13 protein-coding genes and 1 tRNA gene are annotated in these 15,151 nt (G+C 42.1%); 6 read left to right on the forward strand and 8 right to left on the reverse strand.

Translation table 11 applies throughout. From position 1 onward, the window contains the following. Positions 1–9 precede the first annotated feature (9 nt). Positions 10–83 (reverse strand) — tRNA-His (locus E2P86_RS10450). 121 nt (positions 84–204) lie between these two features. Further along, positions 205–2,091 carry a molecular chaperone HtpG gene (htpG, locus tag E2P86_RS10455; RefSeq protein WP_134432848.1) on the reverse strand — a complete coding sequence of 629 codons (1,887 nt, stop codon included), beginning with the start codon at positions 2,089–2,091 and terminating at the stop codon, positions 205–207. Between the two features lie 249 nt (positions 2,092–2,340). On the opposite strand from htpG, the gene E2P86_RS10460 reads away from it, so the two are divergent. Then, a complete protein-coding gene (locus E2P86_RS10460; RefSeq protein ID WP_085471655.1) occupies positions 2,341–2,673 on the forward strand; it encodes a hypothetical protein in 333 nt (110 codons plus the stop codon). Positions 2,674–2,682: 9 nt separating this feature from the next. On the opposite strand, the gene E2P86_RS10465 is transcribed toward E2P86_RS10460, so the two are convergent. The 3 genes from E2P86_RS10465 to E2P86_RS10475 form a co-directional block, all read right to left on the reverse strand. Further along, entirely contained in the window at positions 2,683–4,467 is a 1,785-nt protein-coding gene (locus E2P86_RS10465; protein ID WP_134432850.1) for an ABC transporter ATP-binding protein, read from the reverse strand. Positions 4,468–4,470: 3 nt separating this feature from the next. Further along, positions 4,471–5,544: a lipase family protein gene (locus tag E2P86_RS10470; protein ID WP_166785185.1), complete on the reverse strand. Its 1,074-nt coding sequence runs from the start codon at positions 5,542–5,544 to the stop codon at positions 4,471–4,473. Positions 5,545–5,691: 147 nt separating this feature from the next. Next, complete coding sequence (locus E2P86_RS10475; protein WP_134432854.1) at positions 5,692–6,081, reverse strand: hypothetical protein; 390 nt, start codon at positions 6,079–6,081, stop codon at positions 5,692–5,694. Between the two features lie 249 nt (positions 6,082–6,330). Between E2P86_RS10475 and E2P86_RS10480 the strand changes: the two genes are divergently transcribed. Both E2P86_RS10480 and ygiD read left to right on the forward strand, forming a co-directional pair. Next, on the forward strand, positions 6,331–7,944 hold the full coding sequence (locus E2P86_RS10480; protein WP_134432856.1) for a DUF4139 domain-containing protein: 1,614 nt from the start codon (positions 6,331–6,333) through the stop codon (positions 7,942–7,944). Positions 7,945–7,946: 2 nt separating this feature from the next. Further along, positions 7,947–8,828 (forward strand): 4,5-DOPA-extradiol-dioxygenase, encoded by an 882-nt coding sequence (ygiD, locus tag E2P86_RS10485; RefSeq protein WP_134432858.1) that lies wholly within the window; start codon positions 7,947–7,949, stop codon positions 8,826–8,828. A gap of 1 nt (position 8,829) precedes the next feature. Here the strand turns inward: ygiD and E2P86_RS10490 are convergent, their stop codons facing one another. Further along, on the reverse strand, positions 8,830–9,627 hold the full coding sequence (locus E2P86_RS10490; protein ID WP_134432860.1) for a patatin-like phospholipase family protein: 798 nt from the start codon (positions 9,625–9,627) through the stop codon (positions 8,830–8,832). Positions 9,628–9,807: 180 nt separating this feature from the next. Between E2P86_RS10490 and E2P86_RS10495 the strand changes: the two genes are divergently transcribed. Then, positions 9,808–10,413, forward strand: a complete 606-nt coding sequence (locus tag E2P86_RS10495) for a TetR/AcrR family transcriptional regulator (RefSeq protein WP_134432862.1) — start codon at positions 9,808–9,810, stop codon at positions 10,411–10,413. Between the two features lie 2 nt (positions 10,414–10,415). Next, positions 10,416–11,048, forward strand: a complete 633-nt coding sequence (locus E2P86_RS10500) for a nitroreductase family protein (RefSeq protein ID WP_085471648.1) — start codon at positions 10,416–10,418, stop codon at positions 11,046–11,048. A 63-nt stretch (positions 11,049–11,111) separates the two neighbouring features. On the opposite strand, the gene E2P86_RS10505 is transcribed toward E2P86_RS10500, so the two are convergent. Next, positions 11,112–12,569 (reverse strand): aminoacyl-histidine dipeptidase, encoded by a 1,458-nt coding sequence (locus tag E2P86_RS10505; RefSeq protein WP_134432864.1) that lies wholly within the window; start codon positions 12,567–12,569, stop codon positions 11,112–11,114. A gap of 178 nt (positions 12,570–12,747) precedes the next feature. Between E2P86_RS10505 and E2P86_RS10510 the strand changes: the two genes are divergently transcribed. Continuing rightward, the gene (locus E2P86_RS10510) at positions 12,748–13,335 is read left to right on the forward strand and encodes a sugar O-acetyltransferase (protein ID WP_134432866.1); all 588 of its coding nucleotides are present in this window, start codon (positions 12,748–12,750) and stop codon (positions 13,333–13,335) included. Positions 13,336–13,422: 87 nt separating this feature from the next. Here the strand turns inward: E2P86_RS10510 and E2P86_RS10515 are convergent, their stop codons facing one another. Beyond that, positions 13,423–15,105, reverse strand: coding sequence for a sodium/sugar symporter (locus tag E2P86_RS10515; protein WP_085471645.1), 1,683 nt, complete (start codon positions 15,103–15,105; stop codon positions 13,423–13,425). Between the last annotated feature and the right edge of the window lie 46 nt (positions 15,106–15,151).

The raw sequence follows: 15,151 nt of genomic DNA on the forward strand, positions 1-15,151 counted from the left end.
AGCTTTTCGGGTAAGTAATGGGGCTCGAACCCACGACCCCTAGAACCACAATCTAGTGCTCTAACCAACTGAGCTATACCTACCGTGTTTGTTTGATGATACAAAAGTAGAACTTTTACCGATATACTCCAAATATTTCTAGCATAAAAAATCCTCATTACACGTATCGTAATGAGGATTAGCTATTTATTTTTCTTCGATATATTAGATCATCTCGACACTACGCTTCACGAAGGACGTTAAATCGGCTCCGGTAAGCAATCCGCGCGATAATAATGCTAGATCGAATGCTTGTTTTGCTAGTTTTTCACCTTCTTCTTCCGAACTTTCGATGATACGTTTCACCAACGGATGGTTACCATTAACGGTTACCTTGTAATTGTCCGGAAGCGTACCATAAAAGCCCATACCGCCACCTGTCTTCGCCATATCTTTCATCCGACGCATAAATTCATCTAATGTTACCGATACCGGAAGATCAGAAGCCGCTAAAGCATCGACCTCGACTTTCATATCCTGGCGCGAAATCGCTTTCTCGAAAATGCCTGAAGCCTTGGTAACTTCATCTTCGGAAAGCTGCAAGTCAATCTTTTCATCTTTCTGAATCAATTTGTCTACCACATCTGCATCTACCCGCTTCGCCTGAATCTTCTCTCCTCCTTTTTGCTCTACATATGCCGCGAAATGGGTATCCAAAGGACCGCCAAGCACTAAAACATCATATCCTTTTGCTTGAACTGAAGAAATAAAGCCATCTTGCTGTGCCACATCACTCGCATAGAGGTAAACAATATTACCGTCTTTGTCCACTTGAATATCCTTTACCTTCTCGTAATATTCCTTCAAGGTATAGCTCTCCCCCGCTGTATTCTTCAACAAACAGAAATCATTGGCTTTCTCTGCGAACTTTTCATCGCTTAGCATACCATATTTAATGAAAAGATTGATATCATTCCATTTATCTTCGAAACCTTTACGATCCGCTTTAAAGATCTCATTTAACTTATCTGCTACTTTCTTCGTGATATAGTTATTGATCTTCTTCACATTGCTATCTGCCTGCAAGAACGAACGCGAAACGTTCAATGGAATATCCGGTGAGTCGATCACCCCTTGCAACAGCATCAAGAATTCTGGAACGATATCTTTCACCTCATCGGTAATAAATACCTGACGGGAATACAACTGAATCTTGTTGCGTTGGATTTCCATCTCATTCTTCACTTTCGGGAAATACAAGATCCCCGTTAAGTTAAACGGATAGTCTACATTCAGGTGAATCCAGAACAAAGGCTCGTCCATCGAGAGTGGATACAATTCACGATAGAATGCCAGGTAATCTTCATCTTTCAGCTCGCTTGGCGCCTTGGTCCATGCGGGGTTGGTGTTGTTGATAATACGATCAACCTCTACCGATACATATTTCGGTTTACCTTCTTCATCCTCGCCATCAGGTTGCGATTCATTTTTAGTACCAAAACGAACTGGCACAGGCAAGAAGCGCGCATATTTATTCAATATATCACCCAAACGGCCTTCACTTAAGAACTCAAGCGACTCTTCATTAACATGTAAGATAACATCTGTACCACGTTCTGTACGTGTTCCTGCCGTAATTTCGTAAGAGGTACTACCATCGCATGTCCAGTGTGCAGGCTCTGCTCCTTCTTGAAACGATAAAGACTCAATCTCCACGCGATCCGCCACCATAAATGCAGAGTAGAAGCCTAAACCGAAACGTCCGATAATTTCGTTCGCATCGTTTGCCTCTTTGAACTTCTCCATAAACTCAGTAGCCCCTGAGAAAGCGATCTGGTTGATATACTTTTTGATCTCCTCAGCGGTCATCCCGATACCGCGATCTGTAATCGTAATAGTCTTTGCCTTTTCATCAAACTTCACATCCACGATCAAATCACCCAATTCCCCCTTAAACTGTCCTAAAGCGGAAAGACGCTTAATTTTCTGCGAAGCATCTACCGCATTGGAAACAAGCTCACGAAGGAAAATCTCGTTGTCTGAGTATAAGAATTTTTTAATAACCGGAAAGATATTCTCCGTGTGGATTGAAATACTACCTTTTTCTTGCATATATCTAATCTTTTATGTTTTTAATTTTAAATAACGGCATCACTGCCTCTCTTCTATTATCAAGGAATATTCCAAGAAAGATTTTAGGACAAGTTGACAGCGTTCTGATCTAAAGGCGTTACAATTTGACACCTTACGGACAAAAAAACGGCATTTATGTGCCTTTTTAAACAGGGTGACAAACCAAGAGTCAGGGTTATTTGTTATATTGTAGAATGTCCTGATAAAGGCAACAAAACAATATAAGCTATGATTAAAACAGAAAAAACGCTGGTTGAGGTATTAGAGGTTTTACGTGGACGCGGCTATGTCGAGGATTTTAATTTACTTGAAGTGCGCGACTCCTACATTAAGAATGGGGAAAAAGTAGACATGAGCGATATCGTGATTGACAAGATATACCGCTTTTCCGGTCAGAACGATGTCGATGATGAAGCGATCTTATACGCTATGCGTAACACAAAAGATGGCGCTAAAGGAGTTTTCGTCAATGGATATGGAATTTATTCAGACGATGATGCTGATGCCATTATTGATCAGATAACAATCCATGAGGACGACTCGGATGATTGGACGCTCTAACATGGCGTCCTAATTTTCTTTCATCGACTCGGTAATCTTATGGATATTTAGACTATTTGCCATCGCACTAAATATTTTGTGATAGGTGCCTTGCTTATCGTAAAGCTGTTCGTGTGTACCGTCCTCTACCACTCGACCTTTTTCCATGACAATAATATGTTCCGCGTCAATTATCTGAGAGATACTGTGGGACACAATGATTACCGTGCGACCACGTTTGATGGCATCTAAACTGTTTTTTATCTGCTCGGTCGCAATCGCATCCAGATTAGCGGTGGGCTCATCTAAGAATATAATAGGTGGATTTTTAAGGAACATCCGGGCAATGGCGATACGTTGTTGTTGTCCGCCAGACAATAGATGTGCTTCGGAGTCATAGCCATTCGGTAGATCCATCACCTGTTCGTGAATGTATGCTTTCTTCGCCGCGTCCATAATCTCCTCGCGTGTGGCTTCGACTTTTCCATAACGGATATTATCTGCTATACTTCCTTTAAAAATGTGATTGCGCTGCAACACCAAGCCAATATTCTTCCGTAAAAATTCGGTACAATAATCTTTAAGGTCTACGCCATCAAGGAATATCTGGCCTGCTGTAGGTTCATAAAACTTGTCTAACAGATTTATCACGGTGCTCTTCCCGGCGCCAGAAAGCCCGACCAATGCGGTATTCACATTGGGCTCGATTTTCATGCTTACATTGGAGAGCGCTTTTACCCCATTGGGATAGACAAAATCCACATTACGCATTTCTATTAACCCGACCAATTCATCCGGTTTGTAAGTGCCACTTTGCTCTTTTTGATCTTCTGCTTCTAAAATACCAAAGAAACTTTCCGAATAGATCAATGCATCGTTTACTTCATCATAAATGCGGTGCAATTGACGAATGGGCGCCGAAACGTTATTGAAGAGCATGATATGAAACATGATAGCACCTAGGGTCATCTGTTCCGTCAACACGAAGTAAGCGGTCAGCACGATCACGATGACGACACCGATCTGCTCAATAAAGCTCTTAATGCTATCAAAGAGAAAGCTGGTCTTACGGGTGGCCATCTGATTTTCGGTCATATCGTATTGAATCTGACGATGGCGCTCCGCTTCGATATCTTCGCGAACAAAAGACTTAATTACATTAATAGAATCGATAAGATTAATGATCTGGTTGCTTTTATTTTCTCTGTAGCTCCGCATATTGCGCCGGAAGCCCGATAATTTTTTAGCTTGTAATTGTGACACGTAGAAGTATATCGGAATAATGAGCAACCCGACTAAACCGACATAGAAGTTCGCAATAAACATACAGACCAAGGCTACAATGGCATTGGTAAACAACGGCAAGATATCGATAAAGAAATTTTGCACCAACCGTGTGAGGCTGCTGATGCCCGCATCAATCCGTGTCTGTAGCTTTCCTGACTCGTTGGTTGTCGAGGTATAAAAAGCCATCTTATAGGTAAGAATCTTTTCTACGATGGCTTGCGAAAAGTCGCGCGCAATCATAATCCGTAGCTTTTCACCATAAAATTTCTGACCAAATTGTACGGCCGTATATATAATTTCTTTTGCCAATAATATCCCTGCAATGACACTTAACAGATAAAACCCTTGCTCCAACGGCTTTTTTTCGACCAACAATACGCTGATCGTATCCACCGTATACTTTAAGATAAAAGCGTTGACCTGCGCGGCGAATGACCCCACCAAGGTTAACACCAAGGTGTAGGCTATGAGGCTTCTATGAGGCTTTGCAAAAGGTATAATCTTCTCAAATAGAGCGGATATTGTCATCGTTTATCGTTGTTTGTCTAAATATCTTTCGGTCAATTCAAAATAGGGTACTATGCCATGGTGCAGCATGAGGTCCACTTTGTCCTTATCCTTACGTTTAAATTTCTCATAATATGCCGCATCTGGGTACAGTACGATTGGGAGTCCTGTACGGACGTAGTTATTGCTTGGTGAATAACTGGGTTCCTTGAAATTTGGTAGGTATTTTTTGATCTGCTTGGCCACCTCTTTTCCAAGAAATCGCTGATAGGTACTCACTGTTTTCTCGGATGGATTCTTCATCTTCTTGTAATAGGAACGCATAAAAATTCGCTTGAAGAAGCTCTGTTTCTTTATAAAACCTTCGACCAGTGGAACGGGACTTTCTTCAGGAAGGTCTCCCAAAGTCTGCACCGAAAAAGGCATTTGGGGTACCCAATCTTCCGTATTCACCACACTAAAGGCCCACCCTCCTTGCGTCATCTTCTCATAAGCGTATGCGAAATAGAGATTCCCTGGCTTAGGCGGGGCACTGCAGTATGTCTTTATACGTATATCCTGCGGTAAAGTACCTTGACGCTGTAAAGCATAAAGATAGGCGGTCACTAGGTAACTTATTCCTCCTCCCTGACTGTGGCCGGTAATGATAAAATCGCGCACGCCGGCCTGGTAACAGGAGTCGATCTTTGGAACCATATCACGGGTAAGGTAGGCCGTGCTCACCAAGTAGCCGACATGAACCGCTGCTTTGGTATTCTCGCACAGCGTATAGTTAAACGTAAATCCGGTGTCTATTTCAAGCTTCCCGGTTGCTGGCACCATCGCCGCATAGATATTGGCCAACCAACTGTCTGTATCTAACGTTGAGCCTCGTGTACACAAAACCGCGGTCTTGCCATCCTTCATCCACAGCTCCCAGAGGTTTGACAGCCCCATCACTTTGCTCTTATATTGTAATACCGAATGCTGTGGATATGGGATTAATTTTGCTTTCGCTGGCGTTTCTGAGGACCCTACAATAATACGGAGTATCTCCTCGTATTCCTGTATATCGAAACCGGGCTGTAACTTCTGACCCTGAACATATAAACTGCTCATACAGCATACAAGGGCCCATACAAATAACTTTAATTTCATGTGATTAACTAATTCTCTTTTCGTGCTGCCTTCCAGATTGTGATGGTATGGAAATGCTTACGTATTATTAAACCTTAATTATTGTTTGTTGTTTTTCTGACGCATAATTTATGTTAAGCTTTCTTTGCTTTCGATATAACATTGGCCATATCGAGCTAATAAATCGGAGCTTGAAAAGTATTTCATTTGCGCCTCTCTAAAAAAATAGTTGGCTGCTTGTACCTCGACCTGACGCACAAAAACATCAAATTTCTTATAGATCTCGCTCTTTTCTTGCGGATCGATGAGGCTGTTCCGTACAATCCAGCTGAACTGTTCATCATCTATCGCAAAGTGCACTTGGTTTTTAGTCCCGATGGAATAGCAAATCAATGGTGTTTGCAGTTGATTCATAAATAGGGCGAAGGCAGTCTTTTGTCCTTTTAACTCAATAATATAGGCTTGAAAATCTATGGCTCCAATTTGTTGGTTATCCAAAAAGATGAGTTTTCTAAACATAATTAGCCGCGGATTGGATTTCTTAAAAATACGGCAATATTTCTTTAAAATCAAGAGGTGGATTAGGAAAATATGCGGTAGCAAACAGTAATGTAAGGTAAGATAAATATTGTTCCTAAATACATAATACCTCCTCTCCGATTAATCCTTTTTCAATAAAAACAGTCCATACACAAACAACTCGTAAAGAAAATGTATTTGTTTACATATGGAATTACGGCGATATATACATCAAGATCTTAAACAAAAATGATGAAGAACTCTTTCTTACTCTTCTGTAGCCTCATGGCCGCTCAGGTCTCGTTCGCACAGAAAACTAATAGTACAAAAGCAGAATTAAAAGACGTTACTGTTTTTACCAATGCCGCAGAGATGAACCACACCGCCTCGGTACAACTGCCTACTGGCACGAGTGAAATTGTGTTTACGCATGTCGCCAATAGTATAGATGAAAATAGCATCCAGGTAGGCACGAATGGTTCGGTGACCGTTCTTTCCGTACGCCCCGCACTGAATTACTTGGAGACAGATGTAAAAACGGCACAATATACCGAAGTCGAAGGCAATTATAAAAAAGCAACATCTGCCTTAAAAAGCCTTCAAAATCAAAAAATAACCGAAGAAAGCCTATTAAAGCTTCTGGAACAAAATCAAAAGATCGGTGGCGACAACAGCAGCACCTCTGTGGCGGAACTGATGAAGATGACCGAATATTACAAGCCTAAATATTTGGAAGTAAAAAACAATATCACCGCGCTGGAAGAAAAGATTGAGACACAGCAGGCGATTGTCAACAAAGCCCTCATTCAATTCAACGAGGTTAAAGGACAAACATCAGGTACGGGCGGACAACTTATCGTGCAGGTGATGGCCAATCAAGCGGGTACACAACCGTTTCAAATATCCTATATGGCTAACAATGCAGGTTGGAATGCTTCGTATGACTTACGTGCAAACGATACCAAGAGCCCTTTACAGATTGTTTATAAAGCGAATGTCTTACAACAAACTGGTGTAGACTGGAATCAAGTAAAACTTCGTCTGTCGACCAGCAATCCTACTCAAGGTGGCATTGCACCAACGCTAACACCATGGCTCTTATACTTTAATAATCCGAATAATATACGCATTAGAGGTGTTGCGTCGCCACAGGCAAATATGCTGATGGATGAGGTTGTGGTGACAGGTGCCGTTGCCAAAGAAGCAAAATTATCCAGTAAAGCCCTTGGAAACTACGTGCAACAAACAGAAAACCAACTCAGCACTACTTTTGATGTGGATATCCCATATACGATTGCATCCAACGGGAAGCAACATAGTGTGAGTCTAAAAGAGTATGCACAGCCAGCTAACTACGAATACTTTGTAGCACCACAGGTGCAGCAGGATGTTTTCTTGGTTGCGGAATTAACAGATTATGAAAAATTAAACTTAATTCCCGGACAAGCCAACGTGATGTTTGAGAATATGCTGGTGGGCAAAACGTATATCAATCCTTACACCAACAACGACACGCTCAAATTAAGCATGGGCCGCGATAAGATGATAGCTGTCAAACGTGAACGTATGAATGATCTGTCGCAAAGTAAAATTCTAGGCAGCAGCAAGCGTCAATCTATTGTTTACGAAATCTCAATTAAGAACAATAAAAAATCTGGTGTTGATCTTACTGTGCAAGACCAATTCCCGATATCGACCGATAAAACAATCGAAGTTACGGTGGACGAAACCAGCGGAGCATCTATCGATAAGGAAACGGGGATTGTTACCTGGAATGTCAATATTGCACCCGGATCTACAAAAAAGCTTAAATTTGGCTATACGGTGAAATATCCAAAAGACAAACAAGTTACGATCTATTAAAGATGAACAGAAAACAATTTATCATAGCAGCCTCCGCAATTCCATTTGCTGGGGCTGCTATGCCTTTACATAAACTAAACCGCTTTTTAAGCGAAGGTGCGTCTACCGCAAAAATGCCGGTCCTGTTCTTAGGACATGGGAATCCTATGAATGCAATCGAAGAAAACGAATTTGTGACTTCGTTTCGAAAGCTAGGTCAAGAAATTGTCAAACCTACTGCGATTCTGGTCATCTCCGCACATTGGGAGACACGAGGCACCTTGGTGACTGCTATGGACAACCCACCCACGATACATGATTTTGGGGGCTTTCCACAAGCATTATTTGATGTGCAATATCCTGCCCCGGGAAGTCCTGAGTTGGCCAAAGCGACCCAGCAATTGATAACCCAGACGGAAGTGCATCTCGATGATAAATGGGGGTTGGATCACGGCTCTTGGTCGGTCGTAAAACACCTTTACCCCAACGCTGATGTGCCGATTATTCAAATGAGTATCGATTATACACAACCTGCATCCTATCATTATGCCTTAGCGCAAGAGCTTTCCAGATTACGGCATAAAGGTGTCCTTATTATTGGTAGCGGCAACATGGTTCATAATCTCCGGATGGTATCGTGGCAACACCTGAACACCACTTACGGATTTGACTGGGCTCTGGAGGCCAATACTAAAATGAAAGAATTTATTGCCGATGGTAACCATCAGGCACTCATAAACTTTCGCCAACAAGGTAAAGAATTTGATCTGGCTATTCCGACGCCTGAACATTACCTGCCTCTTTTATATAGTCTCGCCTTGCAAGAGAAGAACGAAGCCATCGAAATTTTTAACGATAGCCCTGTTGGAGGCTCCCTCACGATGACATCAATAAAAATTGGTTAAATTATACTATTTGGGGCTGAGCGAACACACGCTTAGCCTCTTTATATCCAATTTCAATAAGCTCATGCGCCCGATGGAAATCCCAGATACCGGCCGCATCGTGCGAAATATCAATCAAATAATCGGGTTGGTTGCGGTCGATGGTCAAAGAAATCAAACGCCTCCGCATGGCAAAATAAGACTCTTGAAGAATCTCCATCGCATTCAATTTACTAGGGATTATCCTCGGCTCCGTATATGCGCCTTCTAAATTTACAGCAACAATAAGATTCTCTTTATTCGAAACGTGATTCACAGGCAACGGATTGAGGACGCCCCCATCGACTAAAAAGGTATTATCGCGCGCTACCCCAAGAAAAACACCGGGGATCGCGATCGAAGCCCGAATAGCATCATACAAGCTTCCTTTTTCAAACAAAACCTCACGCTCATGCGCCAGGTCTGTCGCCACTGCCACATAACGTTGCGGTAAATCCTCTATATCGATGTCGGAGAAGATATCTTGCAGCGTATTCAAAACGCGCGTCCCCCGAAGTAAGCCCTGCCTAGAGTTTGAAAAGTCCATCAAGCGAAATACTTGAGTCTTCGTGAGTTGTTGCATCCAATCGGCCAGTCGATAGACGCTCCCACAAGCAAATGCACCACCTATTAAGGAGCCAATCGAGCAGCCAATAATTTCATCCACCTCGTAGCCCTCCTCCTCCAAATACCGAATAACCCCGATCTGCGTTAGACCACGGGCGCCACCACTCCCTAGCACTAAGGATACTTTTTTCTTACTTTTCTTGTCTTTAACCATATTCAATCGCGTTCAAGCATAACAATTAAACTTCTTACCACCCTTGCATGCATATTGCTTTATAAATATACTAATAGGACCGCAAATGTCAAGAAAATGTATTTTTTAAAGTCTCCTCTTTTCCAGAAAAAATAATGTCCTTACTTTTGCTAACAGTGTTAACTAAATGTTCAAACAAACATGGGTTTAAGCGAAAGAAAAGCACGACAACAGGAGGAATTAAGAGATCAAATCATTGCGCAATCATGGGCTATCATTGAGCGTGAAGGTTGGCAGGCACTTTCTATCCGACGGATTGCCGAAGCGATTGAATACAGTGTTCCTGTTATTTACAAGTACTTTGAAAACAAAGAGGCGATCCTGGAATATTTCACCAAAGAAGGCTTCCGTGCATTGACGGCACAGCTACGCACCTCGGTTACGGATGTAGACGCCTCGGTTACGCAGTTAACCCAGTTAGCCCATGCCTACTGGCATTTTGCGGCGCAACAGACCGAGCACTATAAGATTATGTTTGGGCTAGGTATTCCAACATGTGAAACGATTAACAGCGTGGCAGAAATGCGCGATATGTCGATGCTCATGTTAGAGGTCATTGAGGCGGTCGTGGTTGCAAATGATAATCAAGAAGTAGATAAAATGCTCAAAATGAAAACCCTTTGGTCAACATTACATGGTTTTATCGCTATTGAATTATTATCACATAATAGCATATCAAAAGAACCTACAGCAACCTTTAAGGACGCTGTAGACAGTTTTATATTTACATTAATTAACAAAAAATAAAAATGAGTCTAGTAGAAGATTTACAGTGGCGATACGCAACAAAAAAGATGAATGGTCAAGCTGTTGCGCAAGAAAAAATTGATTACATCGTAGAAGCAGCGCGCTTAGCACCAACTTCTTCGGGTTTACACCCTTTTAGAATTATTGAAATTTCAAATCCGGAATTAAAAGCGAAGATTCAACCTGTTGCTTACAACCAAAGTCAGATTGTAGATGCTTCGCACCTGCTTGTTTTTGCGGCATACGACGAATACACAAAAGAGCGTGTTGATGCTGTTTTTGCGCAACAAGAAGTAGAGCGTGGATTGCCAGCAGGTTTCGCTAACGACTACAAAAATATGTTGTGGGGAAGTTTCGAAAAGCAGTCGAAAGACCAACATTTCCAACATGCAGCACGTCAAGCTTACATTGGCTTCGGTCTGGCGATTGCTGCGGCCGCTGAATTACATATTGATGCGACACCAATGGAAGGTTTCGTAAACGATGAGGTGGATGCCTTATTGGGTCTTGACAAATTAGGGCTTAAATCTGTTACGATTTTAGCATTAGGTTACCGCGACGTTGAAAACGACTGGTTAGTGAATATGAAAAAAGTACGTATCCCTAAAGAAGACTTTGTTATCAACTTAAGCTAGTTACTATTTACTATATATTGAAACAAAAGCGAAGCCCCATTCTTAGGAATGGGGCTTTCGTATTTATTTTTTAGGAATATCTTTCAAGATCTCCAGTAGAAATTTCCAAAACTTCTGTACCGACGAGATCGAAGCGCGTTCTTGCGGTGAGTGCGCTCCCAAAATTGTAGGGCCAAAAGAAATCATGTCCATTTCCGGATAGTTCGTACCTAAAATACCGCACTCTAATCCGGCATGACAAGCCACTACATCTGGGCTTTCATTAAACAAACGCTCATATGTCGATGTTAGCGTCGCCAGTATTGGAGAATTAGCATTAGGTGTCCAGCCTGGGTAATCCCCAGAAAAAGAGACCGTCGCTCCCATTAACTCAAATGTAGCTTTAAGAGCGGTCGCTAAATCCATTTTTGATGATTCTACCGAAGAGCGTGTCAGACATTTTATACTGACTTTACCATCGCCTACCTCAACGCGAGCCACATTATTGGATGTCTCTACTAGATCAGCGAAGTCCGCGCTCATCCGGTAAACACCATTCGGCGCCGCATAAAGGGCACGCAACAAAGCATACTGCACCGCCACAGGTATCACGATAGTCGGCGTTTCGATCGCTTCAACCACAATCTCTAATCCCGCATCTACTGTTTTGAACTCCGTCTTAATCACCTCAGTCAATTGCGTAACTGTCGCCATAAATTCGGTTTTGTTTTCCGCAGGAACCGTCACCACCGCGGTCGCCTCCCGAGGAATTGCATTGCGCAGACCACCGCCATGGATGGTAGCCACACGCACGTTGTGAAGCTGCGACTCAAACAAAATTCGGTTTAATATCTTATTCGCATTCCCCAAACCTTTGTGTATCTCAATCCCTGAATGTCCGCCATGTAGACCTTTGACCGTAATTTGATAACCAATAACATCCGCGTCTACATCCTCTGATACATATTTTAATTCCGCTGTCACGTCAATCCCTCCGGCACAACCAATATCAATTTCTGTATCTTCCTCCGTATCGAGATTCAAGAGGATATCTCCGGTCAACACACCGCCCTGTAATCCCTTTGCACCGGTCATTCCTGTTTCTTCATCGATTGTAAACAAAGCCTCAATAGCTGGGTGAGCGATATCAGTGGATGCAAGAATTGCCATAATAGCGGCAACACCAACTCCATTATCGGCTCCCAACGTTGTTCCTTCTGCTTTAACCCAATCTCCATCAACAAACATGGCGATACCTTGTGTGTCAAAATCAAACACGGTATCGTTATTTTTTTGATGCACCATATCTAAATGCGATTGTAGCACCACCCCTTTACGATCTTCCATACCTGGTGTCGCGGGTTTTCTTATTATAACATTTCCGACAGCGTCCTTTTCGGTCTTTAAGTTTAATGTCTTTCCAAAATCCAACATAAATTGAATCACCCGTTCCTCTTTTTTTGAGGCACGTGGCACGGCATTTAAGGCATTAAAGTGTGTCCAAACAGCTGTTGGCTCTAATTGATCTATCTTTAAATTCATAGCTTACTCCATTTCTACAAATTTAACAAATCTTATTCGCCTTTGCCCATCATGAGCAGGATATAAATCGTTTACATTCCATTTTACAAGATCTGGCCCACTTGACTTACCGAGCGAGGCTTCTATTTTCTTTATCGCGCATACAAGACGTAACCATGAATTTATGTATGTTTGAAGGATGAAATCGGACAAGGAAAAAATGACAATGGGTGAGCCTTATATCCCTATGGGGCGTGAATTATTTGATCAGCGACAACATGCCAAAGAACAACTATTTCTGTATAACAACCTCGCTCCTTCTAAAATAAAAGCTCGAAATCAGCTCCTTAAAGGCCTATTCAAAGAAACCGGAAGTCGATTTTTTATTGAACCTCCGTTCCGTTGTGATTACGGATATAATATTCGATTGGGGGAAAATTTTTACGCCAATTACAACCTCACGATTCTCGATTCTGCACCCGTTCATTTTGGAGATGATGTTCTGATAGGTCCAAACGTATCTTTATTTACGGCCTCACACCCGATCCACCCTGAACCACGTGTTGCAGGTTGGGAATTCGCTAAGCCCATCGCCATTGGCGATCGCGTTTGGATCGGTGGTCATACCGTTATTAATCCGGGTGTAACTATTGGTGAGAATACGGTGATTGGCGCAGGATCCGTGGTTACGAAGGATATACCAGCCAACGTTGTTGCTGTTGGAAACCCTTGCCGCGTATTACGAGAAATTACCGAAGCAGATCGCGCGCCTGTGGGTGGACAGTAATAAGACAAAAAAATCGACAGGCTCAACATGACTGCTTTTGTCATATGGAGCCTGTCGATTTACCAACAACAAACTACCCCCTATTTCCTACCAATAAATAATATATAATGCAGCTGTTATAAATACCACTAGCAAAGCACCAGCAACGAAGCCAGGGTGTGCCTTAAACATTTTGGTATCTACTTCCAGACCATTTGGCACGACACCACGTGCGTTCTCAACACGACTAATCAGATACATTCCGACAATACATATCAAGAACACAAAACCCATTCGATCTAAGAACGGAATCTCATATACGCCACTTGCTGGATTCAAGACAGAAAAGCCTGTTGAACTCAAGAAAGAAAGATCGACAAAACCTGGCATAAATTTAAAAAGAACAGAAAGTAGGAAACCACCTATCGTTGCAAAGAGCGCTGCATTGGATGTTGTTTTCTTCCAGAAGAAGCCCAAGATAAACATCGCAAAAATACCCGGAGAAACAAATCCGGTGTACTCCTGGATATATTGGAAGCCCCCCTTCTTATCGATACCCAAATGTGGTGCAATAAGTACTGCTAATATCATAGATACGATAATCACAATCTTACCGATATTAACAAGATTGCGCTCACTAGCATCTTTCCTAAATACCTTTTGGTAAATATCCAGGGTAAAGATCGTTGCGATACTATTCGCCTTTCCGGCAAGAGAAGCCACGACAGCAGCTGTCAACGCCGCAAAAGAAAGCCCTTTCAATCCTGCAGGAAGCAAGTTCAATAAGACAGGATAAGCACGATCGGGATTGACCTCACCGCCTTGCAACATCTCTGCTTGAAAGAGACCGTCTTTCCATAATACATACGCAGCAATACCCGGAAGTACAACAATAATTGGCATTAAAAGCTTTAAGAATGCAGCGAACAAAAGTCCATTACGTGCAGTCTTTAAATCAGCTCCTAAAGCGCGTTGCGTAATATATTGATTACAGCCCCAGTAATTTAAGTTGACGATCCACATACCACCGATCAGAACAGATAGGCCTGGAAGGTCTAAATAGTTTTCGTTATCCTGTTTAAGGATCATATGAAAGTGTTCTGAAGCTTTATCGACCATGATACCATAACCATTTAGAATCCCATTACCACCGTAATGCTCAGATACCAGGTTAAAAGCAAGATACGTTGTTGCCAAACCGCCTAAAATGAGAAAGAAAACTTGAATAACATCGGTATAGCCGATTACTTTCATTCCTCCCAACGTGATGATAACTGCAAAAATAGCAATCAGATACATACACATCTCCAGGCTAAATCCTGAAATACTACTGACGGCTAATGCACCTAAGTAGAGAATCGATGTAAGGTTGACTACCACATATAACATAAGCCAAAAAACAGCCATAATCATCGCTACGGTACTGTTGTAGCGCTTATGCAAAAACTGCGGCATGGTGAAAATCTTATTCTTAAGGTACACCGGAATAAAGAAAACAGCTACAATTATAAGTGTAATTGCTGCCATCCACTCATACGTAGCAATAGCAAGCCCCATTTTAAAGCCCGATCCACTCATCCCTATAAATTGCTCGGCAGAAATATTAGATGCAATAAGAGAAGCACCGATGGCCCACCATGTCAATGACCCTTCGGCAAGAAAATAATCTTTGGAGTCACCACCGACGACCTTCGATCGCTTTTTGTAATACACCCAAATACCATAAGAGGCCACGACAACAAAATAGAATAGAAAAACCAGATAATCTGGAGTGGATAAAACATTGTTCATAGTTGGTTTAAGTTGATCTTTGTGCTAAAGTAGTAAATGATTAGAA

Source organism: Sphingobacterium psychroaquaticum (assembly GCF_004421025.1).
In the GTDB taxonomy this organism is placed as follows: Bacteria; Bacteroidota; Bacteroidia; order Sphingobacteriales; family Sphingobacteriaceae; genus Sphingobacterium; species Sphingobacterium psychroaquaticum.

Excerpts from the sequence above, each read along its gene's own strand:
- htpG (WP_134432848.1), bottom strand. The coding sequence starts at position 2,091 with ATGCAAGAAAAAGGTAGTATTTCAATCCACACGGAGAATATCTTTCCG.
- E2P86_RS10460 (WP_085471655.1), top strand. The coding sequence starts at position 2,341 with ATGATTAAAACAGAAAAAACGCTGGTTGAGGTATTAGAGGTTTTACGT.
- E2P86_RS10465 (WP_134432850.1), bottom strand. The coding sequence starts at position 4,467 with ATGACAATATCCGCTCTATTTGAGAAGATTATACCTTTTGCAAAGCCT.
- E2P86_RS10470 (WP_166785185.1), bottom strand. The coding sequence starts at position 5,544 with ATGAGCAGTTTATATGTTCAGGGTCAGAAGTTACAGCCCGGTTTCGAT.
- E2P86_RS10475 (WP_134432854.1), bottom strand. The coding sequence starts at position 6,081 with ATGTTTAGAAAACTCATCTTTTTGGATAACCAACAAATTGGAGCCATA.
- E2P86_RS10480 (WP_134432856.1), top strand. The coding sequence starts at position 6,331 with ATGATGAAGAACTCTTTCTTACTCTTCTGTAGCCTCATGGCCGCTCAG.
- ygiD (WP_134432858.1), top strand. The coding sequence starts at position 7,947 with ATGAACAGAAAACAATTTATCATAGCAGCCTCCGCAATTCCATTTGCT.
- E2P86_RS10490 (WP_134432860.1), bottom strand. The coding sequence starts at position 9,627 with ATGGTTAAAGACAAGAAAAGTAAGAAAAAAGTATCCTTAGTGCTAGGG.
- E2P86_RS10495 (WP_134432862.1), top strand. The coding sequence starts at position 9,808 with ATGGGTTTAAGCGAAAGAAAAGCACGACAACAGGAGGAATTAAGAGAT.
- E2P86_RS10500 (WP_085471648.1), top strand. The coding sequence starts at position 10,416 with ATGAGTCTAGTAGAAGATTTACAGTGGCGATACGCAACAAAAAAGATG.
- E2P86_RS10505 (WP_134432864.1), bottom strand. The coding sequence starts at position 12,569 with ATGAATTTAAAGATAGATCAATTAGAGCCAACAGCTGTTTGGACACAC.
- E2P86_RS10510 (WP_134432866.1), top strand. The coding sequence starts at position 12,748 with ATGAAATCGGACAAGGAAAAAATGACAATGGGTGAGCCTTATATCCCT.
- E2P86_RS10515 (WP_085471645.1), bottom strand. The coding sequence starts at position 15,105 with ATGAACAATGTTTTATCCACTCCAGATTATCTGGTTTTTCTATTCTAT.